Source organism: Luteithermobacter gelatinilyticus (genome assembly GCF_005849285.1).
GTDB lineage: Bacteria > Pseudomonadota > Alphaproteobacteria > Sphingomonadales > Emcibacteraceae > Luteithermobacter > Luteithermobacter gelatinilyticus.
In genome coordinates this window covers 980,306-1,005,804 of the sequence record NZ_CP040517.1, presented here as the reverse complement: position 1 = coordinate 1,005,804, position 25,499 = coordinate 980,306, and the positions used below count along the sequence as shown (strand labels likewise).

The window sequence follows — 25,499 nt, the reverse complement described above, 5'->3', positions numbered from 1 at the left end:
CGGCCTTTGTTCGAAAACAGATTACTGAAAAATCACTCTTTTATGCAAATTCAAGGATCACCTCGTCCACTGCCAGGCTGTCGCCCGGTTTAGCCGCCACTTTCGTCACCACACCATCCCGTTCGGCGCGCAGAATGTTTTCCATTTTCATGGCTTCGACCACGGCCAGGGGCTGACCAGCCTTGACCTCTTGACCTTCCTTCACCTCAATACTGACCACCAGCCCGGGCATGGGACACAGCAGATATTTCGACAGATCCGGCGGCAGTTTTTCCGGCATCAGCGCCGCCAGTTCCGCCTCGCGTGGCGTAAAGACGGTGACCACCTCACTGGCCCCGTCATGGGTCAGACGATAGCCAGTGTTGAGCCGGTCCACCTCGACGCTGATATCCCGGCCGTTCACATTGCCTACAAACACCGACTTTCCAGGATGCCAATCGGTGATCACCACAAAATTCTCATCCCCGATATACACCATACAGCCGTCCTGGGTCGCCTGAAACCTGACTGAATGGTCATGTTTCCCAACAGAGACCACCCATTCATCGGAAAAGGCCGGGGACTGATCCTTAATGCGTCCTGAGATCTGCCGTTGCCGGTCAAATTCAAAAGCATGAACCACCATTGCCACCGCCACCATATTCAGGCGCGCCTTATCGCTCAGCGTGCCGCCCTGGAAGCCGTCCGGATATTCTTCGGCGATGTAATTGGTGCTGAGCCGTCCTTCCTGAAACCGTTTAGCGTTCATCACGTCACTCAAGAAGGCAATGTTATGACCGACCCCGCGAATATAATACCGATCCAGCGCGCCACGCATATGCTGAATGGCTTCCTCCCGGGTTGCACCATAGGTAATCAGCTTGGCGATCATGGGATCATAGAACATGCTGATTTCGGAACCTTCATAAATCCCGGTATCCACACGTACATTATCGTTTTCCTCGGGCGGTTGATAATGGGTAACGCGCCCCGTGGACGGCAGAAAACCGCGCAAGGGGTCTTCGGCATAAACCCGACTTTCCAAGGCCCAACCATTCAAGTGTACGTCTTCCTGCGCCAGACCAAGCTCTTCTCCCGCCGCCACCCGGATCATCTGTTCCACCAGGTCAATGCCGGTAATCATTTCCGTCACCGGATGCTCCACCTGCAAACGGGTGTTCATTTCCAGGAAATAGAAATTGCGGTCCTTATCCACAATGAATTCCACGGTGCCCGCGGAGCGATAGTCCACCGCCTTGGCCAACGCCACGGCCTGTTCTCCCATGGCGCGCCGGGTGTCTTCATCCAGGAAGGGGCTTGGGGCCTCCTCGATCACTTTCTGGTGACGGCGCTGAATGGAACATTCTCGCTCACCCAAGTAAATCACATTGCCATAAGCATCGCCCAGGACCTGAATCTCAATATGCCGTGGTTCCTCGATAAACTTTTCCAGGAATACCCGGTCATCGGCAAAGCTGGATTTTGCTTCATTGGTAGCGGAAATAAACCCTTCCCGGGCTTCCGTGTCGTTATAGGCCACCCGCATACCCTTGCCGCCACCGCCGGCAGACGCCTTGATCATCACCGGATAGCCGATATCCTGGGCAATCTTCACCGCCTCGTCGGCATCCTTGATCACGCCCATATATCCGGGCACCGTATTAACCCCGGCTTCAGCCGCCAGTTTTTTGGATTCGATCTTGTCGCCCATGGCGGCAATGGCCTTCACATCGGGACCGATGAAGACAATGCCTTCCTCTTTCAGGCGGGTGCAGAATTCGGCATTTTCAGACAGAAAGCCGTAACCGGGATGGATGGCTTCCGCCCCGGTCTGTTTGGCGGCCTCTACAATGCGGTCCGCCAGCAGATAACTTTCCGCCGCCGGCGCCGCCCCAATATGCACCTTTTCATCGGCCATCAGTACATGCAGGGCATCCATATCGGCGTCGGAATAGACAGCAACGGTCTGAATGCCCATCCGACGGGCGGTTTTGATAACCCGGCAGGCAATTTCACCACGGTTGGCAATCAAAATCTTCTTAAACATATCGCTCATATCCTCCCCGCGCCTTACAAGGGTATATTGTCATGTTTTTTCCAGGGATTGCTCAGTTCCTTGTTTCTGAGCATCCTCAACCCCCGGGTGATGCGCCGTCTTGTGGCGTGCGGCATAATCACGTCATCAATATACCCGCGACCGGCCGCCACAAAAGGATTGGCAAACTTGTCTGTATATTCCTTGGTCTTGCGTTCGATCTTTTGCGGATCATCCATATCTGCCCGGAAAATGATCTCCACCGCCCCCTTGGCGCCCATCACCGCAATTTCCGCAGTCGGCCAGGCATAGTTCAGATCCCCGCGTAAATGTTTGGAGGCCATCACGTCATAGGCCCCGCCATAAGCCTTGCGAGTGATCACCGTGATCTTGGGGACAGTCGCCTCACCATAGGCAAACAAGAGCTTCGCCCCATGTTTGATAATGCCGTTATATTCCTGTTTGGTGCCCGGCAGGAAGCCCGGCACATCCACAAAGGTGATGATGGGGATATTGAAGCAGTCGCAGAAGCGCACAAACCGCGCCGCCTTACGCGAGGCATCAATATCCAGACATCCGGCCAGCACCATCGGCTGATTGGCAACAATGCCTACGGTCTGTCCTTCCATGCGGCCAAAGCCGATCAGGATATTCTTGGCAAAAGACGGTTGAATTTCAAAAAAGTCGCCTTCATCGACAACCTTTTTGATCAATTCATGCATGTCATAAGGTTTATTGGGATTATTGGGCACCAGCGTATCCAGCGACATTTCAATGCGTTCGGGATCATCATAGCTGGGCCGAACCGGCGGCTTTTCCTTCGCATTCAGCGGCAGAAAGTCAAAAAAGCGCCGCGTCTGCATCAGGGCTTCCAGATCATTTTCCAGCGCAAGATCGGCAACGCTGGATTTGCTGGTATGTGTGATCGCCCCGCCCAGTTCTTCCTGGGTCACCACCTCATTGGTTACGGTTTTCACCACATCCGGGCCCGTCACAAACATATAGGAACTGTCCTTGACCATAAAAATAAAGTCGGTCATGGCCGGGGAATATACTGCGCCGCCCGCACACGGTCCCATGATCAGGGAAATCTGCGGCACCACCCCAGATGCCATGATATTTTTCTGGAACACATCCGCATAGCCCGCTAGCGCCGCGACCCCTTCCTGAATACGCGCCCCCCCGGAATCATTGAGGCCAATCACCGGCGCCCCATTGGTCATGGCCATATCCATGATCTTACAGATTTTTTCGGCGTGGGTTTCCGACAGGGAGCCGCCAAAGACCGTGAAATCCTGACTGAACACGTAAACCAGACGCCCGTTGATGGTTCCGGAGCCCACAACCACACCATCACCGGCTATGCGCTGCTGATCCATACCGAAATCAATACAGCGATGCTCCATAAACATGTCGTATTCTTCAAAACTTTCCGGATCCAGCAACAGCTCAATGCGCTCCCGCGCCGTCAGCTTGCCTTTGGCATGTTGTGCCGCAACCCGGCGTTCACCGCCCCCTGCTCTAGCAGCAGCGCGTTTACGTTCCAGTTCATCCAAGATTTCCTGCATAACGTCCTCACTTGTCTCCGACGGGGTGACCCAAACCCTGTTTTTCTACTCATGAGTAACATTGATTATGGAAACTCACGGGCTTTTTCAAGCATTTTTTTCCAGGGCCCGTCATATTTAGGCCAGGACCCATTAATTATTGCGCCTCCCAAAACAAGGTATCAGACCCTATCCCTGGCGAGAGGTCAATGTTAATCTGCCGCGGAGGCCCGTCCGGGATATGATGATCCGGCCCGGCATAGCTGAAGCGATCTGTAGCATGCAGAAAATCATAAACGAATTTTCGGTGTTCAAACTTGAAAAAGATGGGGGGCTGCCTATTTGTTGCATAACAATTATAGGGGACAAAGGTGACTTTACATTTGACTGTTATGGACTGGACCCGGCGCTTTCTCAGACTGGAAGCGTCAGCGGGAATTATTCTGATCATTGCCGCAACACTGGCCATCATCATCGACAACACACCGCTGACGGTCTATTACGAAGGTCTGCTACGGCTGCCCATTTCCATCAGCATTGGTGAATTCGGCCTGTCCAAACCTCTTCTGCTGTGGATCAATGACGGCCTTATGGCCATATTTTTTATGCTGGTGGGGCTGGAAATCAAACGCGAAGTCATCGAAGGTAACCTGTCCAGCCTGAACCAGATCAGTCTGCCGGCCATGGCGGCATTGGGCGGCATGATCATTCCTGCCCTCATTTATTACGGGATCAACCGAGACTTTGCGCCGGGGCTGAATGGCTGGGCCATTCCAGCAGCCACAGATATCGCTTTTGCACTGGGGATTCTCAGCCTGCTGGGCCCGCGTATTCCGACGTCATTAAAGGTTTTCCTGACCGCGCTGGCGATTATTGATGATCTTGGCGCCATTCTCATTATCGCCCTGTTTTATACCGCAAACCTGTCCGCGCTGTCGCTCTGGCTGGCCGCCGGCACCATCGCGGTTCTAGTGGTCCTGAACCGGCTGCGGGTCACCCATACCGGCGCCTATATTCTGGTGGGGGTGCTTTTATGGATTTTTGTGCTCAAATCTGGCATTCACGCCACGCTTGCCGGGGTGGTTGTGGCCCTTGCCATTCCGCTCAGGGCCAAAAATGAAGAAGGCAACTCCCCCCTTGTGGCATTGGAACATTACCTGCACCCCTGGGTCGCCTATATGATCCTGCCGTTTTTTGCCTTTGCCAATGCGGGCGTGCCACTTGCCGACCTAACCCTGGAGGCTCTTTTACATCCGGTGTCCCTGGGCATTGCCGCTGGGTTGTTCCTGGGCAAGCAAATCGGGGTTATGGGCTTCTCCTGGCTGGCCGTGAAATTTGGCATGGCCCACCTGCCGGAAGGCAGCAGCTGGTCGCAGATTTACGGCATCAGCCTGCTGACCGGCATCGGGTTTACCATGAGCTTATTTATCGGCTCCCTGGCCTTTGAAACGGGGCCGGACTTCAGCAGCGAGCTCAGAATCGGTGTGATTATAGGGTCCGTGCTTTCCGCGCTGTGCGGCTACGCCGTTCTGTATTTCACCAAACGCCGCGAAGCCGCTGGCACGCCGGAGATAGCCTGAGAAACAGAACTCAGGCTATCTCATCACACTCATCACAATTCACTCTAGCGCATCAGGGACAGGAAACGCACCGCATCCCCCAGTTCGGCTTTTATCTGCCGGCGACGCTGTTCTGCTTCCTCGTCCTTGCCCCATTTTTCCGCCTGATAGGTTTCATCCAATTGGCCGGCCTTCCAGGCCTCTTCCATGTCAATCTTCCCAGCATGTAGGCCAAGTCCGATGGTCAGAGATCCGGTCAGCGTTGTAATATTATGCAAGGCCGTGAGTTCATAACTGTCCATGCCTTCAAGTATTTTGCGAATTTTTAGCAACTCGTCAGGTTCCTGGGCCATATGCAGGACACCGCTGGTCACTTTCAGATGAATGTCATAATGGTCCTTGACCCAGTTCAACAAAGGGGTCCAAACAGTTTCCTGTCGATGCACCAGGTCTTCCGGAGAGTTGGCCCGATAACAAAGCTGGTCATTGCCCCCGAATCTGACCAGATCCTCGATAATTTCATCGCGCCGGGCTTCCACCCGATCCAGCATGGTATTCAGCAGCTTGGTCATCGGCATGCGGGCCGGGTCAATACTATCTTCCTGACTGTCCCATTCTTCCTTGACCACCTCAGCCATGGCGCGGGTGGGAATAATAAGTGGTTTCTTTTCCGGAGTCTTGAGCCGGTGATCATCCAGCTTTACAACAAAACCCCCGTCTTCTTCTGCGATGGTGACGGTTTTATAAAAACGTTTCATACAAATGCTCCTGTCCTCTGATTATGCTTGAGAGACACTCTTGTCGCCTTCACAGCAGAAGGTCCGGCAGCTCCCCCATGCGATGGATGACATGACTGGCTCCGGCGCTCACCAGTTCCCGGTCCTCGTGATACCCCCAGCTTACACCAATCCCCCTGACCCGGGCAGCCCGGGCCATTTCCATGTCATAGGTGGTATCCCCCACCATGACCGTATTTCCAGGGTCCATCCCTGTTTCCCGCATGGCATTCAGCAACATGGAAGGATGCGGTTTTCCGGGGCCGTCATCGGCGGTGTTCAAGGTCAGGAAATATTTCTCCAGCCCGTGATTGCTCAACGTCTTTTTAAGCCCCCTCTGGGATTTCCCCGTTGCAATACCTAAAAGATAGCCCTCAACCAGGAGGTGGTCAAGAATCTCAACCACCCCCTCATATAGCGGCTCCTGGGTGCGCCCTTCCTGGCGCAGATGTTGAAAACATGTGACAAAGGCTTCCCGAATGGCAAGGTGACGGTCCCGGTCCAGATCGGGAAAAATGCCCTCAATGGCTTGCAAAAGAGACAACCCCACAATACGCCGCACCGGTTCATCACCGGGATAGATGACCTCACAGGTCGCGCAGGCATGGCGCATGCTTTCAAGGATCATGTGCTGGCCGTCCACAAGGGTGCCGTCGCAATCGAAAACCACAAGCTTCATTTGTTTTTCCAGATTCAGAACTGAAACACCGACAGAGGGATACAATTCACTCTACACTTCTTCGGCGAAAGGATCAGACATGTCATCGGCATCAAACCCGAACATGTCCCAGCTTTCGCGCATATGACGCGGCAGTTCCGCAGTAACCGACAGCGTGCCCCCGTCCGGATGCCGGATATCCAGATGGCGGGCGTGAAGATGCAATTTCCGGCTTACCGCCCCGTCGAGGAAAGCTTCCTTGCCACCATATTTACCGTCACCCACAATCGGCGTGCCCAGCAGCGTGGCATGGACGCGGATCTGGTGGGTACGCCCCGTCACCGGCTTGAAGGCAATCCAGCTCGCCTTGTCCAGGGCATAATCCATCACATAGAAGTCAGTAATGGCCCGTTTGCCGTTTTCCGACACCTGCATGCGTTCGCCGCCGGAACCGGGTTCCTTGTCCAGTGGCGCCTTGATGGTTCCTTCAGCCATATCCGGTCGCCCCACCACCAGGGCCCAATAGATCTTTTTGGTCTCCCGCGCCCGAAAGGCTTCGGTCAGCTTTTTGGCCGCCACAGCCGTGCGCGCCACCACCAGAACCCCGCTGGTGTCCTTGTCCAGACGATGCACCAGCCGGGGCCGTTCCGGCTTGTTGCCCTTGAGCAGGTCAAGATAGCCGTCCACATGCCGGGTGGTCTTGCTGCCGCCCTGTACCGCCAGCCCCGGCGGTTTGTTGAGCACAATCACGCTGTCATCCTGATAAATGACCATCTCCTGCATCATGCGCCTGTCCTGTTCAGAAAAGACGGGTGTGCGGGACACTTTGGCCCGATGCGTCGGCGACGGGCTACGCGCATCATCCAATGGCGGAATCCGTACCTCCTGCCCGGCTGCAAGACGGGTACTGACCTTGGCCCGTTTACCGTCCAGACGGATCTGGCCGGTACGTAACAATTTGCACAGCCGTCCATGGCTGAGTCCCGGATAATAGTGTTTGAACCATTTATCCAGCCGCCAGTCGCTCTCCTGCGACCGGACTTTCTGATGGCTGACACCCACCATAACTGCTCCTAAACTGTCACTAACTTACCTACGTGAAGGCCGGCATATAACGACGCGACCCCCAGAAAAACCGATCCCAGGCCGTACAGGCCGGCCAGACTCATTTCATTCTGCTGCACCATGCCGCCCAGTTCCAGGGAAAAAGCTGAAAAGGTTGTGAAACCGCCCATGATTCCGGTGACCAGAAATACCTGCCAGACATGCGGTAATTGATAGCGGACGGCCAGCATATGAACAATCACACCCATGATAAATGAGCCCAGAATGTTGACCGTCAACGTGCCCCAGGGAAAACCAGGCCCCATCAGGGACAACATCAGCTTTCCGACCAGAAACCGGCCCGCTGCCCCGATCGCCCCGCCTGCTGCGGCCGCCAGGATCGTTTTCATCACCAGTTCTCCCGTTCTTCTGCTGCCAGGCCTTAACCCGAATAAGGTCTAGGAAATGCCATAAATCCACCCCCTATGCAAACGAATAAGGCGTAAAAAGTCACCTGATCCCAAAGGTCCAGCCTTCATATTTCAGGCCCCGGGGCGAAGCACTTTGCGGCTTCCAATAGGCCACGCTTTCAGCAATATGGCGCAACCCCGCAGCGCTGAGGATGGCGTCACTCAGATGATCATTCGCCACAATCGCCCGAACCTTTTCCGAAACCGGCCCACTGCCCAGCCGGGCCAGGGCCTGATCCAGATCGTTCCAGTTCCGGATTTTACGAGACCCCCTCCCGGCCAGCGCTAAAAAGGCCCGGGTGTAGATTTCCACCAGCGTCACCCCATGCCGACGTCTTTTGTCCCATGGCCAAATAGCGATTTCCGGGCAACGCCGTTTTAGCGCGCGTAACATTCTCATGCCCGCAAAGCTGCCAAGCCCCACCTGGCTGGGGCCGATCAGATGAAATACGCTTTCCGCCCGGCCTGCTCCCTGAGCCAGGGTCGCAATTTCCGTCTGCCTCAGGCGCCGCTCATACCGGTCCCCTCGATGTCCCGGTCGATGAAAATAAGTGCACAGCACAGGATGAGCTGCCATGTTTCCGGCATAATAGTCCAGGGCATCGGCGCAGATTTCCTCCACAAATCGCCACAAAGCCGCAACATCCTCCGGCCCCTGTCGCAGACCGGGCAAATATGCCCCATAATCCAGAAACGGCAGGCTGAAAGAAAAATCAAAACCGATCAGAACTTCTTCCCCTGCTTTTTCAAGCGCCAGAATCCAGTCCAGAATGGCACGTCGGGACCAGCCCCTCTTCTCCACAGGCAAAACAATATTTGGTGCGGTAGTGCCTGCTCTACACCGGGCCACCGCGATAGACCGGTGGCGTTGGCCCCGGCTGCCGCTCCAGTCAATGGCAACAAAAGTTGTATTTTCTTTCATGACCTTGTCAGTTTCCCGCATCCGTGTCATCATAACAACCTCTATGGCAGAAAGGGGTGCAAGAAAATGCTGATGTTATCGTTTTTTCTGAAGAAACTGATCCGCCGCGGCCGTCTGACCGTGATTGATGCCAATGGGAAAAAACATGTTTTCCAGGGGGATGAGGGGCCAGAGAAAGCCACCATCCGCTTTCACAGCAAAAGCCTGCCCCGACGTATTTTCCTTAATCCCGAGGTGATCACCGGCGAAGCCTGGATGAACGGGGAAATGACCCTCGAAGAGGGCACCAGCATTTACGATTTTCTCTATCTAGTCACCAAAAACATGGAATGGCGGCGGGATAATCCGCTCTATAATGGCGGACGGTCTTCCCTGACACGTCTGGCGGGGCTTCTCAACCAGATCAATCCCGTCAGCAAATCAAAACAGAATGTCGCACATCATTACGATCTGTCAGGTGAACTTTATGAGCTGTTCCTTGATCCGGATCGGCAATATAGCTGCGCCTATTTCAAATCCCCTGAAGACAGCCTGGAGCAGGCGCAGCAGAACAAGAAGGAACTCATTGCCAAAAAGCTGTTGCTCGACTCTTCCCACAAAGTTCTTGATATCGGCTGCGGCTGGGGGGGATTGGCGCTGACCCTGCATGAGTTGTCCGGCGCCCGGGTCAAGGGCATCACTCTGAGCGAAGAACAGTACCAATATGCCTGCAAGCGCGCTTCCAATTATGACAAGGTGGAATTTGCATTGCAGGATTATCGTCTGGTTCAGGAAAAATATGACCGGATTGTTTCCGTGGGCATGTTTGAACATGTGGGCCTATTGCAGTATCAGACATTTTTTGACAAGCTTCACGACTGCTTGGAAGATGGCGGCGTGGCCCTTCTGCATACCATCGGACGGGCCAGCGGGCCAGGGGCCACCGACAAGTGGACCCGGAAATATATTTTCCCCGGCGGGTATGCCCCGGCCTTGTCAGAAATTATGCCCCGGATCGAACGGGCGGGCCTGTATGTCACCGATATTGAAGTCTGGCGGCTGCATTATGCCCAAACCCTGCGACACTGGCGCACCCGTGTGGACCAGGCCCAAGACAAGATCATCGCGCTTTATGACGAGCGGTTCCTGCGCATGTGGCAATATTATCTGGCCAGCGCCGAATGCGCCTTCCGCAATCTGGCACATGTGGTATTCCAGATCCAGATTACCAAAAAACAGGATGCCGTGCCGCTGACCCGCGATTATCTTTATCAGAATCAGAACTAGAGTGAATTGAGTCAACCTATTCGCATTCACTCTCGGGGCAGATGTGTGGATCACCGCGCCTTTTTCAGAACCCCGCAATAATCGAGGACTTTTATCGCCCTGGCCCTATGACCCCTCTGAAGAGGTGTTCAGGTCTTCCCTGAGGCGGGCCCAATACTCCAGACGTTTCCGGATTTCGCGCTCGAATCCGCGCTCCCCGGGGGTATAAAATTGTCGGCGTTCCATGCCATCGGGAAAATAATTCTGCCCTGAAAACCCGTGTTCCGTATCATGGTCATAGGCGTATCCCTTGCCATATCCCAAATCCTTCATCAGCCTGGTCGGTGCATTGAGGATATGCATCGGCGGGTTCAGGGACCCTGTTTCTTTCGCCGCCCGGCTGACCTCTTTGAAAGCCTTGTAGGCCGCATTGGATTTTGGCGCAGTGCCCAGATAGATAACCGCCTGAGCGATGGCCAGTTCACCTTCGGGAGAGCCCAGAAACTCATAGGCGTCCTTGGCGGCCAGGGTCTGATGCAAGGCTTCCGGATCCGCAAGACCAATATCTTCCACCGCAAAACGCACCAGCCGGCGCAGAATATAAAGCGGATCTTCTCCCCCCGCCAGCATCCGCGCGGTCCAGTACAGCGCCGCATCGGTGTCCGATCCTCTGAGCGACTTGTGCAGCGCGGAAATCAGATTGTAATGTCCTTCCCGGTCTTTGTCGTAAACGGGAGCACGTTTTTGCAGAACCTTCATCAAACCGGCGGAATCCAGCGGTTTGTCAAAATCCAGTCCCAGAAGAACCTCCGCCAGATTAAGAAGGTAACGTCCGTCTCCATCCGCCATGCCATAAAGCAGATCGCGAGCCTCCGCCGTGAGCGGCAGTTTTTTCTTCTCCAGCGCTTCTGCACGGCTGAGTAGTTCCGCCATAGCGGCTTCATCCAGCCGGTTAAGGGTCAGAACCTGCACCCGGGAAAGCAGCGCGGCATTCAGTTCAAAAGACGGATTTTCCGTGGTCGCCCCCACCAGAATAATGGTGCCGTCTTCCACATAGGGCAGAAAACCGTCCTGCTGTGAACGGTTAAAACGATGAATCTCATCCACAAACAGCAACGTTCCCTGCCCCGTCTTGCGCCGTTGCCGCGCGGCCTCGAAACATTTGCGCAAATCTGCCACGCCGGAAAAAACCGCACTGATCTGTTCAAAATACAGGTCGGTTTCCCTGGCCAGAAGCCGTGCCATGGTGGTTTTCCCGGTCCCCGGCGGCCCCCAAAAGACGAGCGAAGCCAACCGCCCCGCCCGCAGCATGCGGGACAGGGCGCTGTCGGGGCCGGTCAGATGTTCCTGCCCCACCACCTCCTCCAAAGAGGCCGGGCGAAGCCGGTCCGCCAGGGGATGCGGCGCCATGTCCTCCATCCCCGCAGCGTCGAACAGATCATTCATTTATTCAGGTCCTATCGGCAATAATATCTGCTGGTACCACGCACGCCGCATTCAATAAATCGCCCGCCCCGCCTGAGGGTGAACGTCATATTGGCGCCGCTGTCCTCCAGCGCGGCTTCCAGATCATCAACGGTTTCCACTTTATCACCATTGATGCTGTGGACAAAGTCCCCGGGCCGCATAATGCCCAGACGTCGGATCGGGCTACCCCGGTCAACCTCCAGCACAATAACGCCTTTCTCGAACATGCTCAGTCCCAGTTCATCGGCATAAGCCGGCGACAGATTGGCCACCTTGACCCCGCGAAACAGATGCCGGCCGTCCAGAATAGTCACGTCACGGGGCGGGTTTTCCTCTGGCGGCTGCATGGGCACCATGACGGTAATGATTTTATTGCGGCGATAGACTTTGACCGGGATTTGGCCGCCCACCTTCTCCAGACCGACATAATAACGGATCGCCTGCGGATCAAAAACATCCTTGCCGTCGATGCTGAGCACCACATCCCCCTGTTTTAGCCCAGCCTGGTCTGCCGGGCTGTCAGGATAGATATCATCAATTAACACGCCGCCCGGCCGGTCAAGCCCCAAGCTTTCAGCAATGGCGCTGGTGACCGGCTGCCCCTGGGCACCGAACCAGGGGCGAACCACCTTGCCTCCCGACAAGGCGGATGTAACCACAAATTTCACCATATTGGCAGGAATCGCGAAACCAATTCCGTGCGAGCCCCCGGAACGGGTGAAAATCGCCGTATTGATGCCCAGAAGTCTGCCATCCATCCCAATCAGCGCCCCGCCGCTGTTGCCCGGATTGACTGCAGCATCAGTTTGAATAAAAAACTGGTAATCAGCCACATTTACCTGGGTGCGGGCCAGGGCGGAAACAATGCCGCTGGTGACCGTCTGTCCTACTCCGAAGGGGTTACCGATGGCCAGCACCAGATCCCCCACTTCCACCCTGTCCGAATCCGCAAATTCAAGAACCGGCAGGGCCTCTCCCCTGCTGTCAATCTTGAGTACGGCCAGATCCGTGCGGGGATCATCCAGAATCACCTGGGCGGCAAATTCCCGCCGATCGGCCAGGGCCACGATAATTTCATCGGCCCCCTCAATCACATGATGATTGGTCACGATCACGCCGTTGGGCCGAACAATGACACCTGAGCCCAGAGACCGTTCAATTCTTTCCCGTGGCACACCGCCAAATCCGTCGCCAAAAAATCTCTGAAAAAACGGATCATCAAAAAAGGGGGAGCGGTAGCTGCGGGTTTTCACCACGCGCTTGGTATAAATATTGACCACGGCGGGTGCCGCTTTCTTGACAACGGGAGAATAGGACAAAGTAATTTCGGCCTGGCTCCGGGGAACCTGTTTCTGCGCCAGCGCAAACGCGCCATAAGGCAGAGACATCATCAATACCCCGAGGATAAAGAAGCCTAGAACATTCTGGGTTCCGAATTTTTTTTTAAGGACCGGCAATTTCATCTATGTCTCCTGGCTGCCTTCAATTATGCTTTTTTACAATATAGAGCGACATCCGCTATAGTGAAGAGATAACAACAAATCAGGTAAAGCAAAATCCGGGCGGCAATATGGAAAACTTGATTTACTGGATGGGACTGGCTGGCATCGGCGTTTTTTCCATCTCCGGCGCTCTCGCCGCCCTGCGTCAGCAGCTCGACCCTTTCGGTCTGATTGTCATTGCCACCGTCACCGCCATAGGCGGCGGCACGCTCAGAGACATTATTCTGGATCTGCCTGTATTCTGGGTGATTGATCCCACATCAATTTACGTCATCCTGGCCACTGCTGTCATCACCCCATTCTGGGCCCGGTTTCTGGAAAGCCGGATGAAAGTCCTGATTTGGGCGGATGCCTTTGGCCTCGCCCTGTTTGCCGCCACTGGCACCCAGAAAGCCATGACCACCGGCACTAGCGCCGTTGTCGCCATCACCATGGGGGTGATGAGTGCCGCTGCCGGCGGGGCCATTCGCGACATTCTGTGTAATGAAATCCCGCTGGTGCTGCGCAAGGAACTGTACGCCGTCCCTGCTATACTCGGTGGCAGCAGCTTTTATATCATGACCCAGGCAGCCATAGATCCGGTGTTGACCCTGCTGGTCTCCTGCCTGATCACGCTAATGGTCCGTCTGGTCGCCGTGACCTATTCCCTGTCCCTGCCGGCCTTGGGGAAAAGGCCCGAACATCAGTAAAGGAATTTTGATGGGAAAAAATTTCGACAAAACAACATTTGACGAACGGGACTTCCGGAGTTTTTCCCAACGCCTGAATGAGCAGCTAATCCTGCTTAAGAAGATCCTCGCCCGACCGGATTTCGGGGTGGGCCCCATGACACTGGGTGCTGAATTTGAAATGTATATCACCGATCGGGAAGGCATAATTTCCCCGATTAACAAGAAGATTCTGAACAAGCTGGACACATCCCGTTTCCAACTGGAACTCAACCAGTTCAACCTGGAATACAATGTCACCCCGACACTTGCGGCAGGGGCGTCCTTTTCCACCCTGCACCGGGAAATGAAACAGGCGCTTGCCGACGCCAATAACGCTGCTGGCGCCTATGACAGCCGTCTGGTTCCCATCGGTATCCTGCCCACTTTGCATCAAGAACATCTGCAATCGGCCTATATGACCGATATTCCCCGGTTTCATTGCCTGTCCAACAGTCTGCACAAACTGCGTGGCAAAGCCTTTGAAGTGAATATCAACGGACGCGATTCGCTGCACCTGACCTCAAGCGACGTGACGCTGGAAGGGGCCAATACCTCCTTTCAGATCCATTTACGCACAGAACCGGACAAATTCGCCGACACTTTCAACACTATACAACTTATCACCCCGCTGGTCGTGGCGATGGCGGCCAACTCGCCGCTTCTTCTGGGGCGGCGCCTGTGGCAGGAAACCCGAATCGCCCTGTTCAAACAATCCATTGACAGCCGCCGACGGAATAGCGTGGCCTGGCGGCAACCGGCCCGTGTTACTTTCGGCCACGGCTGGGTCAGAAACGACGCCTGGGAGCTTTTTGCGGAAACGGCTCGCCTGTTCCCCCCAATCTTCCCGGTGCTCTGCGAAGAAGACAGCAAAAAACTTTATCAACAGGGCAAATTGCCCGGCCTTGAGGAATTATGCCTGCATATGGGAACCACCTGGCCCTGGAACCGGGCCATCTATTCCGCCAGCGACGGCGGCCATCTGCGCATAGAAATGCGGGCCCTGCCCGCCGGGCCGTCGCTCATTGACATGACGGCCAATGCCGCCCTGTATATCGGCCTTGCCATCGGGTTACGGGACCGGATCAATGACATCCTGCCGGCCATGCCGTTCCGCTTTGCCGAATATAATTTTTATCGGGCGGCCCAGAACGGCCTAGAGGCCCGCATTCTGTGGCCCGAAGAAAAACAGCATCACCCGGTTGAGCGCCCCATCACAAAAGTGATCGAGGCCCTGCTGCCGGTCATGCAGGAAGGACTTAACCAGATCAGGGTCGAGAAAACCCTCATCCAGCAGATGTTCACAATCCTGCGGGACAGACTGAACGCCCGAATGACCGGGGCGCGCTGGCAACTGGAAATGTTTGAAAAATACAAAAAACATCTTGGCACAGAGGAAGCCTGCCAGGCCATGTTAAAAAACTATATTCAGGAACAGGGGCGAGACCGTCCCGTGACCGAATGGAGCGCTGCCTCCTGATGACTGCATCTGATACCATCAACATCTGGATCGACCCGCCGGAAGAAGAGCTGGGAAACAGCCTGAAAGACTTTCTGACCCGTTTGGGCGGCCCCACATGGATCCAGATCACCGGCAAGGACAGCAGCCGCTGCCGCGGAGTCGTTACCCTGCTTCACGGCAATGAACCTTCCGGTGCCAAGGCGTTGTTTCACTGGCTGAAAAACCGGCCCGTACCTCAGGTTACCTTGCATTTTCTGATCTGTTCGGTCCGCGCGGCGCTCACACCTCCGGAATTCAGTCACAGGTTTCTGCCCGGTCATGCGGATATCAATCGTTGTTTCCGGCCGCCCTACGCCGGCCCCGAAGGCAAACTCGCCAAACAGATCCTGCATCATCTGCGACAGCTAAAACCGGAAGCCGTGCTGGATATTCACAACACTTCCGGCTCGGGGCCGGATTTTGCCGTCACCTCTCATTTGACCGAACAACACAAAATGCTGGCGGCGCAGCTCAGTCACCGGCTGATCTATACCGGCATTCATCTTGGGGCACTGATGGAAGCAGAGATCGGCGCCCCGATTATCACCCTGGAAGCCGGAGGCTGTTGGGATATGGAAGCCGACAGAACGGCGCTCAAGGCCATCGAAACCTTCGGCGGCCTCGACACCCTCTTTTCCCCCGCCGCAGACGCCTCGACCTGGCCCGAAATTGATCTTTACGCCCATCCCCTGCGCGTTGAGCTGCAATTCGGCACAACACTGGCCTATGGCCCACATCGAATGCCCAATATAAATGTCACATTGCATGAAGATATCGAAAGATACAACTTTGGCGTCACCGGCAAGGATGTGGCGCTAGGCTGGCTTGACGAACAAGGGCTGGACAGGTTTTTGGTCCTGGACTACGACGGGCGGAACCTCGCCAGGGAACTGTTTTATGAAAGAGATGGCATATTGTTCACCACCTGTGACCTGCGGCTGTTTATGGTGACGACCCAACCTCATCTTGCCCTGAGCGACTGCCTGTTTTATCTGGTGCGGACATAATAAAAAAGGCGGTCTCGGGACCGCCTTTTGTGTATTTCTGATGTAATAAAAAGCTTATGCCGCTTCGTCAGCCTCGGCCTCTTCATCGTCCACCTGTACCGGACCAGAAGCCTGACCTTTGGCCTCCTCATTTCGGTCAACCAGTTCAATAACAGCCACCGGCGCCGCATCCCCATGCCGGTAACCGGCTTTCAGGACACGGGTATAACCGCCCTTACGGTCTGCATACCGTTCTGCCAGTTCCCCGAACAGTTTAGCAAGAACATCAATTTCCTTGCCGTCCTTGATGGTTTCCCGGGAAATTTGCGGCAGTTTGGACGCTGCCAGACGACGGGCATGCAGATCGCCGCGTTTACCAAGAGTAATCAGTCGTTCCACAATAGGACGCAGTTCCTTGGCTTTCGGCAGCGTGGTAATGATCTGCTCGTGCTTGAGAAGCGCATGTGCCATATTGGCAAACATGGCTTTGCGATGAGAGCTTGTTCTATTCAGCTTACGGCCAGCTTTGCGATGCCGCATGTTCCTTACTCCTTGGGAGGGTATCCTCTAACGGACCCTGCCCCATTTTGGGTTAAACTAATTAAAATTCCTGTTCCATTTTCTTGACAAGTTCCTCGATATTCTCCGGCGGCCAGCCCGGGTTTTCCATCCCCAGACGCAGCCCCATGGAAGCGAGGACCTCTTTGATCTCGTTCAGGGATTTACGCCCGAAGTTGGGGGTACGCAACATTTCGGCTTCGGTTTTCTTCACGAGATCGCCAATATAGACAATATTGTCATTCTTCAGGCAGTTGGCGGAACGAACGGAAAGTTCGAGTTCATCCACCCGACGCAACAGATTACGGTTAAAGGCCGGCTCTTCGGATTCCTTCTCATCAGCAACATCTTCGGGTTCTTCAAAATTGATGAACGTCTGGAGCTGATCCTGCAGGATCCGTGCTGCAAAGGCCAGAGCATCTTCGGGGGTTACCGTACCGTCAGTTTCAATGGTCATGATTAATTTGTCATAATCCAGAATCTGACCTTCACGGGTATTTTCCACCCGATAGCTGACCCGGCGAACCGGGCTGTAAAGGCTATCTACGGGGATCAGGCCGATGGGAGCATCGTCCGGACGGTTGTTAACCGCCGGCACATACCCCTTACCGGTATTGACCGTAAGCTCCATACGCAGCTCAGCCCCTTCGTCCAGCGTACAAATCACCAGCTTAGGATTGTAAATAGTCACACCGGCCACTTCGGTAATCTGCCCTGCCGTCACTTCACCGGGCCCGGTGGCTTCGAGGGTCAGCCGTTTCGGCCCCTCTTCCTCCATCCCGACGGCCATGTTTTTGATGTTGAGAATGATGTCAGTCACATCTTCCCGCACTCCCGGAATGGAAGAGAATTCATGAAGCACATTGTCAATATGGATTGACGTCACAGCCGCTCCCTGAAGGGAGGACAGCAGCACGCGGCGCAGGGCGTTGCCCAGAGTCATGCCGAAACCCCGTTCCAGAGGCTCCGCCACGATAGTCGCCTTCCTGCGCTCGTCACCTTCCTGTTTGATGTCAAGCTTGGTCGGCTTAATGAGTTCCTGCCAATTCTTTTGGATCACTGTTCAATCCCCGTAAAAATTTTCACGTTACCTGCGCCCTTCCGCCTGCGGAAAGGCAGAGCATTAGGTAATTTTATACCCGGCGGCGTTTGGGCGGACGGCATCCGTTATGCGGGATCGGCGTCACATCCCGGATGGAGGTGATGGTGAATCCCACAGCCTGCAAGGCGCGCAGAGCAGATTCACGTCCGGACCCCGGCCCCTTCACTTCAACCTCAAGGGTCTTCACGCCGTGTTCCTGGGCTTTCCTGCCGGCATCCTCAGCCGCCACCTGCGCCGCATAGGGCGTAGATTTACGGGACCCTTTAAATCCCATCGCCCCGGCGGTGGACCAGGAAATGGCATTTCCCTGAGCATCGGTGATGGTAATAATCGTATTGTTGAATGTCGAATTCACATGCGCAACCGCATTGGTGATATTCTTGCGCTCTCTGCGACGAACACGTTTTTCAGCAGCCATCTTTCAAATACCTTATTTCTTCTTACCGGCAATCGGAACAGCTTTACCCTTGCGGGTGCGGGCATTGGTGCTTGTCCGCTGTCCGCGTACAGGCAGTTTCTTACGGTGCCGCAGCCCCCGGTAACAGCCAAGGTCCGTCAGACGCTTGATGTCCATGGCTACTTCACGACGAAGATCACCTTCCACGACATAATCATTGTCAATGGTTTCGCGGATTTTGATGACTTCCGCATCGCTCAATTCATTGACCCGTGTTTCAGGTTTAATGCCAAGTTTTTCACAAATGGCCTTGGCCGTGGTCCGACCAATCCCATGGATATAGGTCAAAGCAATTTCCACCCTCTTCGCGGTGGGTATGTTAACGCCAGCAATACGCGCCACGATCGTATCTCCCGATCAAATTTCCAATAAAGTCCCAGCAACGACCCGGATAGCCGTGAAGTTGCGCGATTATATGTATTAAGGACGCTCAGTCAACCTTTCAAAGGCCAACTTGTACACTTTTTTTAAAGCGCGTCCAACACCTGATTGATCTGGGCGGTGACATCATCAATGTCGGCCATCCCATCAATCGTTTTCAAAACTCCTTTTTCCCGATAATAGGGAAGCAGAGGAGCCGTTTGTGCGTGATAGGCTTCCAGACGCGAGACAACCGTTTCACGATTGTCGTCCGCCCGGCGGATGAAATTCGTAGAACCACAGCTGTCACACACACCAGCCACACGTGGTTTGAGGTTCGTGTCGTGATATCCCGCATTACATTCCGCACAGGTATACCGCCCGGCAATGCGATCAATCAAAGCTTCGTCATCGACCTTCATTTCGATCACCGCATCGACTTTCAGGCCTTTTTTCGCAAGCATTTCGTCCAGGGCTTCCGCCTGAGCCACGGTGCGCGGAAAACCGTCCAGAAGGAAACCTTTTTCGCAATCCTGTTGGGCAATACGGTCTTCGATGATTCCGATCACAACATCATCCGAGACCAGTTTGCCAGCATCCATGAATTCCTTGGCTTTGTTGCCAACCTCGGTCTCATTGGCCACAGCGGCGCGCAACATGTCTCCGGTGGACAACTGCACCAGTCCGCGACTGGCCTCGATACGCTTTGCCTGTGTGCCTTTTCCGGCGCCCGGCGGACCTAACAAAATAATAATCATCTGCGACGTCCCTTCCCTCTCAATTTGGACTTCTTCAGCAGGCCCTCATACTGATGCGCCAGAAGATGGCTGTGGATCTGACCTACCGTATCCATGGTTACATTAACCACAATCAGCAGGGAAGTCCCGCCAAAGTAAAAGGGAATGCTGTATTGAGACCGCAGAACCTCCGGCAGCAAACAGACAAGTGTCAGGTAAAGCGCTCCGACCACGGTCAAACGGGTAAGCACAAAATCCAGATATTTGGCCGTGTTTTTACCCGGACGAATCCCCGGAATAAAGCCACCATACTTTTTCAGATTCTCCGCGGTGTCCTCCGGATTGAACACAATGGCGGTATAAAAGAAACAGAAGAAAATGATTCCGATAGCATACAACGCCATATACAACGGCTGTCCCGGCCCCAGCAAGGCCGTTACCGTCGTCATCCATTCCGGTCCACCATCGGCCAGAAACCCCGCCACCGTCATCGGCATCAGCAGCAAAGAGGATGCAAAGATCGGCGGAATCACCCCAGCGGTATTCAGTTTCAGCGGCATATGGGACTTGTCGCCTTGGGCAATCTGATTGGCTTGTTGGCGTTTTGGATACTGGATCAATACCTTGCGCTGGGCCCGCTCCATAAATACGATGAATGCAATGACCACAACAACCATGACGATCAGACCGACAATGACCAGCGGGCCGCCCAGAAGCCCCCGGCTGCTCATATCCAGGGTTCCGGCAATCGCCGACGGCAACTGCGCCACGATCCCGGCAAAAATGATCAATGAAATCCCGTTCCCCACGCCCCGGGCGGTGATCTGTTCACCCAGCCACATCAGCAACAGTGTGCCCCCCACCAGGGTAATGACGGTGGTCGCCCGGAAAAACAGCCCCGGATCAATGGCAATACTATTTTCCAGTCCCACGGCAATGGCATATCCCTGCACCGCCGTCAGCAGCACCGTCCCATAACGGGTATACTGATTGATTTTGCGGCGTCCGGCCTGTCCCTCTTTTTTCAGCGCGCCGAGCGTGGGCGAAATGGAGGTCATGAGCTGCATGATAATGGACGCCGAAATATAAGGCATGATGTTGAGCGCAAAAATACTCATGCGCTGCAATGCCCCACCCGCAAACAGATCCAACATCCCGAGGATGCCGCTCTGATTTTGGGTGAACATCTGGCTCAGGGCAACAGGGTCAATGCCTGGCAGGGGGACATAAGTCCCCAGACGATAGATAATCAGCGCACCAAGGGTAAACCAGATCCTTTTCTTCAGCTCCGTTGCCTTGGAAAAGGCACTGAAGTTCAGGTTCGCCGCAAGTTGTTCCGCTGCTGAGGCCATATGTCTATATTCCCTGTTGCCTTATTATGGTTATATCAACACTTATGCTTCGGCGGTTTTGGCGTCTTCTGCCGCGTTGTGCTCAGAAGCCAGTACGGTGACTTTACCGCCGGCGGCCTCAACGGCCTTGATGGCGGCGGCTGACGCTCCGGAAACCTCAATATCCACCTTGGCTTTCAGCTCACCCTTAGCCAGCAGACGAATGCCGTCCCGGATGTTTTTCACCAGACCCGCCTCCTTGAGGGTGGCAATGGTGATCGGTTTTTTGGCATCCAGCTTTTTAGCGTCAATTGCTTCCTGCAACCGGCCGATATTCAGCGGCACGAAGGTCTTGCGGGAGATGTTGTTGAACCCCCGCTTCGGCAGACGCATATGAATCGGCATCTGCCCTCCTTCAAAACCCTTGATGGCAACACCTGAACGGGACTTCTGGCCCTTTACACCGCGCCCACCGGTTTTGCCCTTGCCGGACCCGATCCCGCGACCGATACGGGTGCGGGCCTTGGTGGCGCCAGGCTTATTGGCAATTTCGTTGAGTTTCATGACAATTTACCTTGCTTTAAGCTTCTTCAACTTTGACCATGTGGCGGACTTTGCGAATCATGCCCCGCACTGCAGGAGTATCCTCCAGCTCGCGGGTTTTGTGCATTTTATTCAGACCGAGACCGATCAAAGTTGCCCGCTGGTCCTGGGTTCTGCGGATCGGGCTGCCGACCTGCGTCACCTTGAGTGTTTTCTTTTTCGTGGCCATCAGTTGTTACTCCGTAGCCTGGGCAGCCTGGGTCACCTTGTCCCCGCGACGGCTGACAATGTCACTGACTTTTTTGTTGCGCCTGGCGGCTACCATGCGCGGCGAAGCCTGACGTTTCAGGGCATCAATGGTCCCGCGGATCATGTTATAGGGATTAGAAGATCCCGTTGATTTGCTGACCACGTCCTGAACACCGAGCGCTTCAAAAACCGCACGCATCGGACCACCGGCGATGATCCCGGTACCGGGCTTCGCGGAACGAATGACCACCTTACCGGCACCGTGTTGCCCTTCAATATCATGATGAAGGGTCCGTCCTTCGCGCAGCGGCACCCGCACCATGTTCTTTTTGGCGGCTTCTGTCGCTTTGCGAATGGCTTCGGGAACCTCACGGGCTTTCCCTTTGCCAAATCCGACGCGTCCTTTCTGGTCTCCTACCACAACAAGGGCGGCAAAACCAAACCGGCGGCCCCCTTTGACCACCTTGGCCACACGATTAATGTGAACAAGCTTTTCTACCAGATCGCTTTCCTGGCGGTTATCTTTATCTGACCGAGCCATACTGTCTTCCTTTCTCGCTCTTAGAAGTTGAGACCAGCTTCACGCGCGGCTTCGGCAAGGGCCTTCACACGACCGTGATAAAGAAACCCACCACGGTCGAAAACCACTTCCGTCACACCGGCGCTTTTGGCGCGGTCTGCGATCAATTTTCCAACTTCGGCAGCGGCTTGAGTATTGCTGCCGACTTTCAGCTTGCTGCGCAGGTCAGCATCCAGTGTGGATGCTGCGGCAACCGTCACGCCCTTTTCATCGTCAATTACCTGAGCATAAATATGCTGGTTGGTACGATGAACAGAAAGACGGGGCCGTCCTGCTGCCACCTTGCGAATCTGTGTCCGGACCCGCTGGCGGCGACGTTTAAAGAGATCTTGACTAGTAAGCATAACGACCACCTATTATTTCTTCTTACCTTCTTTACGGAAGATATATTCGTCAGCGTATTTAATCCCTTTGCCTTTATAGGGCTCGGGTTTACGCCATTTACGAATTTCCGCCGCAACCTGACCGACTTTCTGTTTATCAATGCCAGAGATGACAATGGTCGTCTGGTCCGGACATTTGATATCAATGCCTTCCGGAATCGGATAAAGCACATCATGGCTGTAGCCAAGCTGCAACTGCAGGTTCTTCCCTTGAACAGAGGCACGATACCCCACACCAACCAGATTCAGGGTTTTGCTGAATCCTTCGGTTACACCGGTCACCAGATTCTGGGCGAGAGTGCGCTGCATGCCCCACATGGAACGCGCACGTTTGGTTTCACCAATCGGCATTACGGTGATCTGCCCGTCTTCAAACTTGACGTCGACCTCTTCCATAAAGGTCATGGCAAGCTGACCTTTCGGTCCTTTTACTGTCAGGTCGCGCCCGTTAAGGTTGGCTTCCACCCCCTGGGGCACAGCGACCGGTTTTTTACCAATACGAGACATTCTTCGTTTCCTTAGAATACTGTGCAGATGATCTCACCACCGACATTTTCAGCACGGGCTTCCGCGTCGGAGAGAACACCTTTCGGGGTTGAAACAATCGAAATACCAAGACCGTTACGCACGCGCGGCAGATCCGCCACAGAAGAATAAACCCGACGTCCCGGTTTGGACACGCGCCGGATTTCCTGAATCACCGGCTGACCTTCATGATATTTCAGTTCGATGGTGATTTCCGGTTTGCCGGTTTCATCGCCAGTGCGGGTATATCCGCGGATGTAACCTTCACGCTCCAGAACATCCAGAATGCGCTGACGCATTTTGGAAGCCGGAGAGGAAACCACTTTTTTATTCGCACGCTGTCCGTTACGGATACGTGTCAGCATATCTGCCAGAGGATCGTTCATCGACATCCGTCAGTCCTCCTTACCAGCTCGATTTCACAACGCCGGGAAGCTGGCCGTTTGACGCCAGTTCACGAAGCGTGACACGAGACATTTTAAACTTGCGATAATAGCCGCGCGGACGGCCGGTGACCTGACACCGGTTGCGCAGTCGTGTCTTGGCACTGTTGCGCGGCAGCTTGGCCAGCTGGAGACGGGCCATGAACTGCTCTTCCGGAGACAGGTTCGGATCTTTCGCGGCCTTTTTCAAGGCTTCACGCTTGGCGGCGTACTTCGCCACCAGACGTTCGCGTTTTTTGTTCTTTTCAACGGCACTTACTTTAGCCATGTCTTAATTCCTCCTGCCGCTTCAATCAGTTTGAAAACGGCATCTGGAAACCGGCCAGAAGCGCTTTCGCCTCCGCGTCGGTTTTCGCCGTCGTACAGATGATGATGTCGAGGCCCCGTACGCTCTCAACCTGGTCATAGTCGATTTCGGGGAACACGATCTGTTCTTTCAGGCCCAAGGCGTAGTTGCCGCGCCCGTCAAAGCTTTTGCCATTCACGCCCCGGAAGTCACGAACCCGTGGCAGAGCCACCTGAATCAGACGGTCCAGGAACTCGTACATGCGGGTACCGCGCAAGGTCACCTTGCAGCCCAGCGGCATGCCTTCGCGAACCTTAAAGCCGGCAATAGACTTCTTGGCACGAGTGATCACAGGCCGCTGACCGGCGATCAGCGCCAGTTCCTCGGCGGCCTTTTTCACTTTCTTGCTATCGCCGACGGCTTCGCCGACACCCATATTCAGCACGATCTTGTCAAGCTTGGGAACTTCCATCGGGTTCTTATACCCGAATTCTTCCTGAAGCTTGCCGCGAATTTCCTTTTCATATACGTCGCGCAGACGAGGACGATAATCAGCCATCGATAACCTCCCCTGATACCTTGGCGACGCGCACTTTGGTGCCGTCTTTTTCCACTTTAAAGCCCACTTTCGTCGGTTTGCCGGTTTTCGGATCCTTCAGAGCCAGATTGGAAACATGGATCGGCGCTTCCTTTTCAATAATCCCTCCAGGATTGGTCTGGGTCGGGCGGGTATGCCGTTTAACCATATTGATTCCCTGGACCACCGCGCGGCCTTCTTTCGGCAGCATCTTGATGATCTCACCGGACTTGCCTTTGTCCTTACCTGTCAGGACGATAACCTCATCGCCCTTCTTGATTTTGTATTTTACGGTCTGAGCCATTACAAAACCTCCGGAGCGAGAGAAATGATTTTCATGTGATTGGCTGCACGCAGTTCACGAACAACAGGGCCGAAGATGCGGGTGCCGATCGGTTCGTTCTGTTTGTTAATCAGAACTGCCGCATTACGGTCAAAACGGATGGACGTCCCGTCGGGGCGTTTCACCTCTTTGGCCGTACGTACGATGACAGCACGATGCACCTGACCTTTTTTCACGCGTCCGCGCGGAATGGCTTCCTTTACGCTGACGACAATGATGTCACCGACACCGGCGGTTTTCCGCTTGGACCCGCCCAGCACCTTGATGCACTGAACCCGGCGGGCGCCTGAGTTGTCGGCAACGTCAAGGTTGGTTTGCATTTGAATCATTGGTCTATTCCAACTTTCTGGTTAAAACTTAAATTTTCAGAAACGTTCTATTTAAACGTTTTCGATCACTTTCCAAGTCTTATTCTTGGAAATCGGACGACATTCTTCAATTCGTACAGTGTCGCCGACCTTACAGCTGTTTTTCTCGTCATGCGCATGGTATTTTTTGGTCCGGCGCACAACTTTTTTCAGCAGAGGGTGTTTGAAACGGCGCTCAACAAGAACAACAACGGTTTTGTCGTTTTTGTCACTGACCACTTCACCTTGCAAAATTCGTTTAGGCATATCGAATTACCCT

General features: G+C 54.5%; 31 protein-coding genes. 5 read left to right on the top strand and 26 right to left on the bottom strand.

What is annotated here, in order from left to right:
* Positions 1-40: 40 nt before the first annotated feature.
* The gene (locus FE788_RS04590) at positions 41-2,026 is read right to left on the bottom strand and encodes an acetyl-CoA carboxylase biotin carboxylase subunit (protein WP_138379535.1); all 1,986 of its coding nucleotides are present in this window, start codon (positions 2,024-2,026) and stop codon (positions 41-43) included.
* A gap of 23 nt (positions 2,027-2,049) precedes the next feature.
* A complete protein-coding gene (locus FE788_RS04585) occupies positions 2,050-3,582 on the bottom strand; it encodes an acyl-CoA carboxylase subunit beta (RefSeq protein WP_138379534.1) in 1,533 nt (510 codons plus the stop codon).
* 371 nt (positions 3,583-3,953) lie between these two features.
* On the opposite strand from FE788_RS04585, the gene nhaA reads away from it, so the two are divergent.
* Positions 3,954-5,141 (top strand): Na+/H+ antiporter NhaA, encoded by a 1,188-nt coding sequence (nhaA, locus tag FE788_RS04580; protein WP_138381287.1) that lies wholly within the window; start codon positions 3,954-3,956, stop codon positions 5,139-5,141.
* Positions 5,142-5,185: 44 nt separating this feature from the next.
* Here the strand turns inward: nhaA and FE788_RS04575 are convergent, their stop codons facing one another.
* From FE788_RS04575 to FE788_RS04555, 5 genes are all read right to left on the bottom strand, one after another.
* Positions 5,186-5,878: an ATP12 family chaperone protein gene (locus FE788_RS04575; protein ID WP_138379533.1), complete on the bottom strand. Its 693-nt coding sequence runs from the start codon at positions 5,876-5,878 to the stop codon at positions 5,186-5,188.
* A gap of 49 nt (positions 5,879-5,927) precedes the next feature.
* Positions 5,928-6,575, bottom strand: a complete 648-nt coding sequence (locus FE788_RS04570; RefSeq protein ID WP_138379532.1) for an HAD-IA family hydrolase — start codon at positions 6,573-6,575, stop codon at positions 5,928-5,930.
* A gap of 51 nt (positions 6,576-6,626) precedes the next feature.
* Positions 6,627-7,619 (bottom strand): RluA family pseudouridine synthase, encoded by a 993-nt coding sequence (locus FE788_RS04565; protein ID WP_138379531.1) that lies wholly within the window; start codon positions 7,617-7,619, stop codon positions 6,627-6,629.
* Positions 7,620-7,627: 8 nt separating this feature from the next.
* The gene (crcB, locus tag FE788_RS04560; protein ID WP_168190445.1) at positions 7,628-8,008 is read right to left on the bottom strand and encodes a fluoride efflux transporter CrcB; all 381 of its coding nucleotides are present in this window, start codon (positions 8,006-8,008) and stop codon (positions 7,628-7,630) included.
* A gap of 100 nt (positions 8,009-8,108) precedes the next feature.
* A complete protein-coding gene (locus tag FE788_RS04555; RefSeq protein WP_138379529.1) occupies positions 8,109-9,023 on the bottom strand; it encodes a hypothetical protein in 915 nt (304 codons plus the stop codon).
* A 33-nt stretch (positions 9,024-9,056) separates the two neighbouring features.
* Between FE788_RS04555 and FE788_RS04550 the strand changes: the two genes are divergently transcribed.
* Positions 9,057-10,256: an SAM-dependent methyltransferase gene (locus FE788_RS04550; protein WP_138379528.1), complete on the top strand. Its 1,200-nt coding sequence runs from the start codon at positions 9,057-9,059 to the stop codon at positions 10,254-10,256.
* A 105-nt stretch (positions 10,257-10,361) separates the two neighbouring features.
* On the opposite strand, the gene FE788_RS04545 is transcribed toward FE788_RS04550, so the two are convergent.
* Entirely contained in the window at positions 10,362-11,681 is a 1,320-nt protein-coding gene (locus FE788_RS04545) for a replication-associated recombination protein A (RefSeq protein ID WP_138379527.1), read from the bottom strand.
* A gap of 11 nt (positions 11,682-11,692) precedes the next feature.
* Positions 11,693-13,165: a DegQ family serine endoprotease gene (locus tag FE788_RS04540; RefSeq protein WP_210414134.1), complete on the bottom strand. Its 1,473-nt coding sequence runs from the start codon at positions 13,163-13,165 to the stop codon at positions 11,693-11,695.
* 107 nt (positions 13,166-13,272) lie between these two features.
* Here FE788_RS04540 and FE788_RS04535 point away from each other — a divergent pair, with 107 nt between their 5' ends.
* Genes FE788_RS04535 through FE788_RS04525 form a run of 3 tightly spaced genes read left to right on the top strand, consistent with a single transcriptional unit; the run spans position 13,273 to position 16,419 of the window.
* Positions 13,273-13,893, top strand: coding sequence for a trimeric intracellular cation channel family protein (locus tag FE788_RS04535; RefSeq protein ID WP_138379526.1), 621 nt, complete (start codon positions 13,273-13,275; stop codon positions 13,891-13,893).
* Positions 13,894-13,903: 10 nt separating this feature from the next.
* A complete protein-coding gene (locus FE788_RS04530; RefSeq protein WP_138379525.1) occupies positions 13,904-15,391 on the top strand; it encodes a glutamate-cysteine ligase family protein in 1,488 nt (495 codons plus the stop codon).
* Positions 15,391-16,419: a M14 family metallopeptidase gene (locus FE788_RS04525; protein WP_168190263.1), complete on the top strand. Its 1,029-nt coding sequence runs from the start codon at positions 15,391-15,393 to the stop codon at positions 16,417-16,419. Before FE788_RS04530 ends, FE788_RS04525 begins: the two co-directional genes overlap by 1 nt.
* Before the next feature lie 54 nt (positions 16,420-16,473).
* Here FE788_RS04525 and rplQ read toward each other — a convergent pair whose 3' ends face one another.
* The 17 genes from rplQ to rpsQ form a co-directional block, all read right to left on the bottom strand.
* Positions 16,474-16,938 (bottom strand): 50S ribosomal protein L17, encoded by a 465-nt coding sequence (gene rplQ, locus FE788_RS04520; protein WP_138379523.1) that lies wholly within the window; start codon positions 16,936-16,938, stop codon positions 16,474-16,476.
* A gap of 61 nt (positions 16,939-16,999) precedes the next feature.
* Positions 17,000-18,016 carry a DNA-directed RNA polymerase subunit alpha gene (locus tag FE788_RS04515; protein WP_138379522.1) on the bottom strand — a complete coding sequence of 339 codons (1,017 nt, stop codon included), beginning with the start codon at positions 18,014-18,016 and terminating at the stop codon, positions 17,000-17,002.
* Positions 18,017-18,089: 73 nt separating this feature from the next.
* Positions 18,090-18,476 (bottom strand): 30S ribosomal protein S11, encoded by a 387-nt coding sequence (gene rpsK / locus FE788_RS04510; RefSeq protein ID WP_138379521.1) that lies wholly within the window; start codon positions 18,474-18,476, stop codon positions 18,090-18,092.
* A 12-nt stretch (positions 18,477-18,488) separates the two neighbouring features.
* Entirely contained in the window at positions 18,489-18,857 is a 369-nt protein-coding gene (gene rpsM, locus FE788_RS04505; RefSeq protein WP_138379520.1) for a 30S ribosomal protein S13, read from the bottom strand.
* A 125-nt stretch (positions 18,858-18,982) separates the two neighbouring features.
* On the bottom strand, positions 18,983-19,633 hold the full coding sequence (locus tag FE788_RS04500; RefSeq protein WP_138379519.1) for an adenylate kinase: 651 nt from the start codon (positions 19,631-19,633) through the stop codon (positions 18,983-18,985).
* Complete coding sequence (secY, locus tag FE788_RS04495) at positions 19,630-20,964, bottom strand: preprotein translocase subunit SecY (protein WP_138379518.1); 1,335 nt, start codon at positions 20,962-20,964, stop codon at positions 19,630-19,632. The genes FE788_RS04500 and secY overlap by 4 nt, the downstream gene beginning before the upstream one ends.
* A gap of 42 nt (positions 20,965-21,006) precedes the next feature.
* Positions 21,007-21,507: a 50S ribosomal protein L15 gene (rplO, locus tag FE788_RS04490; protein WP_138379517.1), complete on the bottom strand. Its 501-nt coding sequence runs from the start codon at positions 21,505-21,507 to the stop codon at positions 21,007-21,009.
* 16 nt (positions 21,508-21,523) lie between these two features.
* Positions 21,524-21,715, bottom strand: a complete 192-nt coding sequence (rpmD, locus tag FE788_RS04485) for a 50S ribosomal protein L30 (RefSeq protein WP_138379516.1) — start codon at positions 21,713-21,715, stop codon at positions 21,524-21,526.
* 6 nt (positions 21,716-21,721) lie between these two features.
* Positions 21,722-22,276 (bottom strand): 30S ribosomal protein S5, encoded by a 555-nt coding sequence (rpsE, locus tag FE788_RS04480; protein ID WP_138379515.1) that lies wholly within the window; start codon positions 22,274-22,276, stop codon positions 21,722-21,724.
* Positions 22,277-22,296: 20 nt separating this feature from the next.
* Complete coding sequence (gene rplR / locus FE788_RS04475; protein WP_138379514.1) at positions 22,297-22,659, bottom strand: 50S ribosomal protein L18; 363 nt, start codon at positions 22,657-22,659, stop codon at positions 22,297-22,299.
* A gap of 12 nt (positions 22,660-22,671) precedes the next feature.
* A complete protein-coding gene (gene rplF / locus FE788_RS04470) occupies positions 22,672-23,205 on the bottom strand; it encodes a 50S ribosomal protein L6 (RefSeq protein ID WP_138379513.1) in 534 nt (177 codons plus the stop codon).
* 11 nt (positions 23,206-23,216) lie between these two features.
* The gene (rpsH, locus tag FE788_RS04465) at positions 23,217-23,615 is read right to left on the bottom strand and encodes a 30S ribosomal protein S8 (protein ID WP_138379512.1); all 399 of its coding nucleotides are present in this window, start codon (positions 23,613-23,615) and stop codon (positions 23,217-23,219) included.
* Positions 23,616-23,628: 13 nt separating this feature from the next.
* The gene (gene rpsN, locus FE788_RS04460; protein ID WP_138379511.1) at positions 23,629-23,934 is read right to left on the bottom strand and encodes a 30S ribosomal protein S14; all 306 of its coding nucleotides are present in this window, start codon (positions 23,932-23,934) and stop codon (positions 23,629-23,631) included.
* A gap of 25 nt (positions 23,935-23,959) precedes the next feature.
* Positions 23,960-24,511 carry a 50S ribosomal protein L5 gene (gene rplE, locus FE788_RS04455; RefSeq protein ID WP_138379510.1) on the bottom strand — a complete coding sequence of 184 codons (552 nt, stop codon included), beginning with the start codon at positions 24,509-24,511 and terminating at the stop codon, positions 23,960-23,962.
* Entirely contained in the window at positions 24,504-24,833 is a 330-nt protein-coding gene (gene rplX, locus FE788_RS04450; RefSeq protein WP_138379509.1) for a 50S ribosomal protein L24, read from the bottom strand. Before rplX ends, rplE begins: the two co-directional genes overlap by 8 nt.
* Positions 24,833-25,201: a 50S ribosomal protein L14 gene (rplN, locus tag FE788_RS04445; RefSeq protein ID WP_138379508.1), complete on the bottom strand. Its 369-nt coding sequence runs from the start codon at positions 25,199-25,201 to the stop codon at positions 24,833-24,835. The genes rplX and rplN overlap by 1 nt, the downstream gene beginning before the upstream one ends.
* Before the next feature lie 51 nt (positions 25,202-25,252).
* The gene (rpsQ, locus tag FE788_RS04440; RefSeq protein WP_138379507.1) at positions 25,253-25,486 is read right to left on the bottom strand and encodes a 30S ribosomal protein S17; all 234 of its coding nucleotides are present in this window, start codon (positions 25,484-25,486) and stop codon (positions 25,253-25,255) included.
* Positions 25,487-25,499 lie beyond the last annotated feature (13 nt).

Coding starts and splice junctions, on each gene's coding strand:
- FE788_RS04550 (WP_138379528.1), top strand. CDS start 9,057: ATGCTGATGTTATCGTTTTTTCTGAAGAAACTGATCCGCCGCGGCCGT.
- rplX (WP_138379509.1), bottom strand. CDS start 24,833: ATGGCTCAGACCGTAAAATACAAAATCAAGAAGGGCGATGAGGTTATC.
- FE788_RS04530 (WP_138379525.1), top strand. CDS start 13,904: ATGGGAAAAAATTTCGACAAAACAACATTTGACGAACGGGACTTCCGG.
- rplN (WP_138379508.1), bottom strand. CDS start 25,201: ATGATTCAAATGCAAACCAACCTTGACGTTGCCGACAACTCAGGCGCC.
- rpmD (WP_138379516.1), bottom strand. CDS start 21,715: ATGGCCACGAAAAAGAAAACACTCAAGGTGACGCAGGTCGGCAGCCCG.
- FE788_RS04525 (WP_168190263.1), top strand. CDS start 15,391: ATGACTGCATCTGATACCATCAACATCTGGATCGACCCGCCGGAAGAA.
- rpsE (WP_138379515.1), bottom strand. CDS start 22,276: ATGGCTCGGTCAGATAAAGATAACCGCCAGGAAAGCGATCTGGTAGAA.
- rpsH (WP_138379512.1), bottom strand. CDS start 23,615: ATGTCGATGAACGATCCTCTGGCAGATATGCTGACACGTATCCGTAAC.
- FE788_RS04535 (WP_138379526.1), top strand. CDS start 13,273: ATGGAAAACTTGATTTACTGGATGGGACTGGCTGGCATCGGCGTTTTT.
- nhaA (WP_138381287.1), top strand. CDS start 3,954: ATGGACTGGACCCGGCGCTTTCTCAGACTGGAAGCGTCAGCGGGAATT.
- rpsQ (WP_138379507.1), bottom strand. CDS start 25,486: ATGCCTAAACGAATTTTGCAAGGTGAAGTGGTCAGTGACAAAAACGAC.
- FE788_RS04570 (WP_138379532.1), bottom strand. CDS start 6,575: ATGAAGCTTGTGGTTTTCGATTGCGACGGCACCCTTGTGGACGGCCAG.
- FE788_RS04585 (WP_138379534.1), bottom strand. CDS start 3,582: ATGCAGGAAATCTTGGATGAACTGGAACGTAAACGCGCTGCTGCTAGA.
- rpsK (WP_138379521.1), bottom strand. CDS start 18,476: ATGGCTGCTGAAAAACGTGTTCGTCGCAGAGAGCGCAAGAATATCACC.
- FE788_RS04540 (WP_210414134.1), bottom strand. CDS start 13,165: ATGAAATTGCCGGTCCTTAAAAAAAAATTCGGAACCCAGAATGTTCTA.
- FE788_RS04575 (WP_138379533.1), bottom strand. CDS start 5,878: ATGAAACGTTTTTATAAAACCGTCACCATCGCAGAAGAAGACGGGGGT.
- rplO (WP_138379517.1), bottom strand. CDS start 21,507: ATGAAACTCAACGAAATTGCCAATAAGCCTGGCGCCACCAAGGCCCGC.
- rpsN (WP_138379511.1), bottom strand. CDS start 23,934: ATGGCTAAAGTAAGTGCCGTTGAAAAGAACAAAAAACGCGAACGTCTG.
- FE788_RS04590 (WP_138379535.1), bottom strand. CDS start 2,026: ATGTTTAAGAAGATTTTGATTGCCAACCGTGGTGAAATTGCCTGCCGG.
- FE788_RS04565 (WP_138379531.1), bottom strand. CDS start 7,619: ATGGTGGGTGTCAGCCATCAGAAAGTCCGGTCGCAGGAGAGCGACTGG.
- FE788_RS04545 (WP_138379527.1), bottom strand. CDS start 11,681: ATGAATGATCTGTTCGACGCTGCGGGGATGGAGGACATGGCGCCGCAT.
- FE788_RS04500 (WP_138379519.1), bottom strand. CDS start 19,633: ATGATTATTATTTTGTTAGGTCCGCCGGGCGCCGGAAAAGGCACACAG.
- rplF (WP_138379513.1), bottom strand. CDS start 23,205: ATGTCTCGTATTGGTAAAAAACCGGTCGCTGTGCCCCAGGGGGTGGAA.
- FE788_RS04555 (WP_138379529.1), bottom strand. CDS start 9,023: ATGATGACACGGATGCGGGAAACTGACAAGGTCATGAAAGAAAATACA.
- rplE (WP_138379510.1), bottom strand. CDS start 24,511: ATGGCTGATTATCGTCCTCGTCTGCGCGACGTATATGAAAAGGAAATT.
- crcB (WP_168190445.1), bottom strand. CDS start 8,008: ATGAAAACGATCCTGGCGGCCGCAGCAGGCGGGGCGATCGGGGCAGCG.
- secY (WP_138379518.1), bottom strand. CDS start 20,964: ATGGCCTCAGCAGCGGAACAACTTGCGGCGAACCTGAACTTCAGTGCC.
- rplR (WP_138379514.1), bottom strand. CDS start 22,659: ATGCTTACTAGTCAAGATCTCTTTAAACGTCGCCGCCAGCGGGTCCGG.
- rplQ (WP_138379523.1), bottom strand. CDS start 16,938: ATGCGGCATCGCAAAGCTGGCCGTAAGCTGAATAGAACAAGCTCTCAT.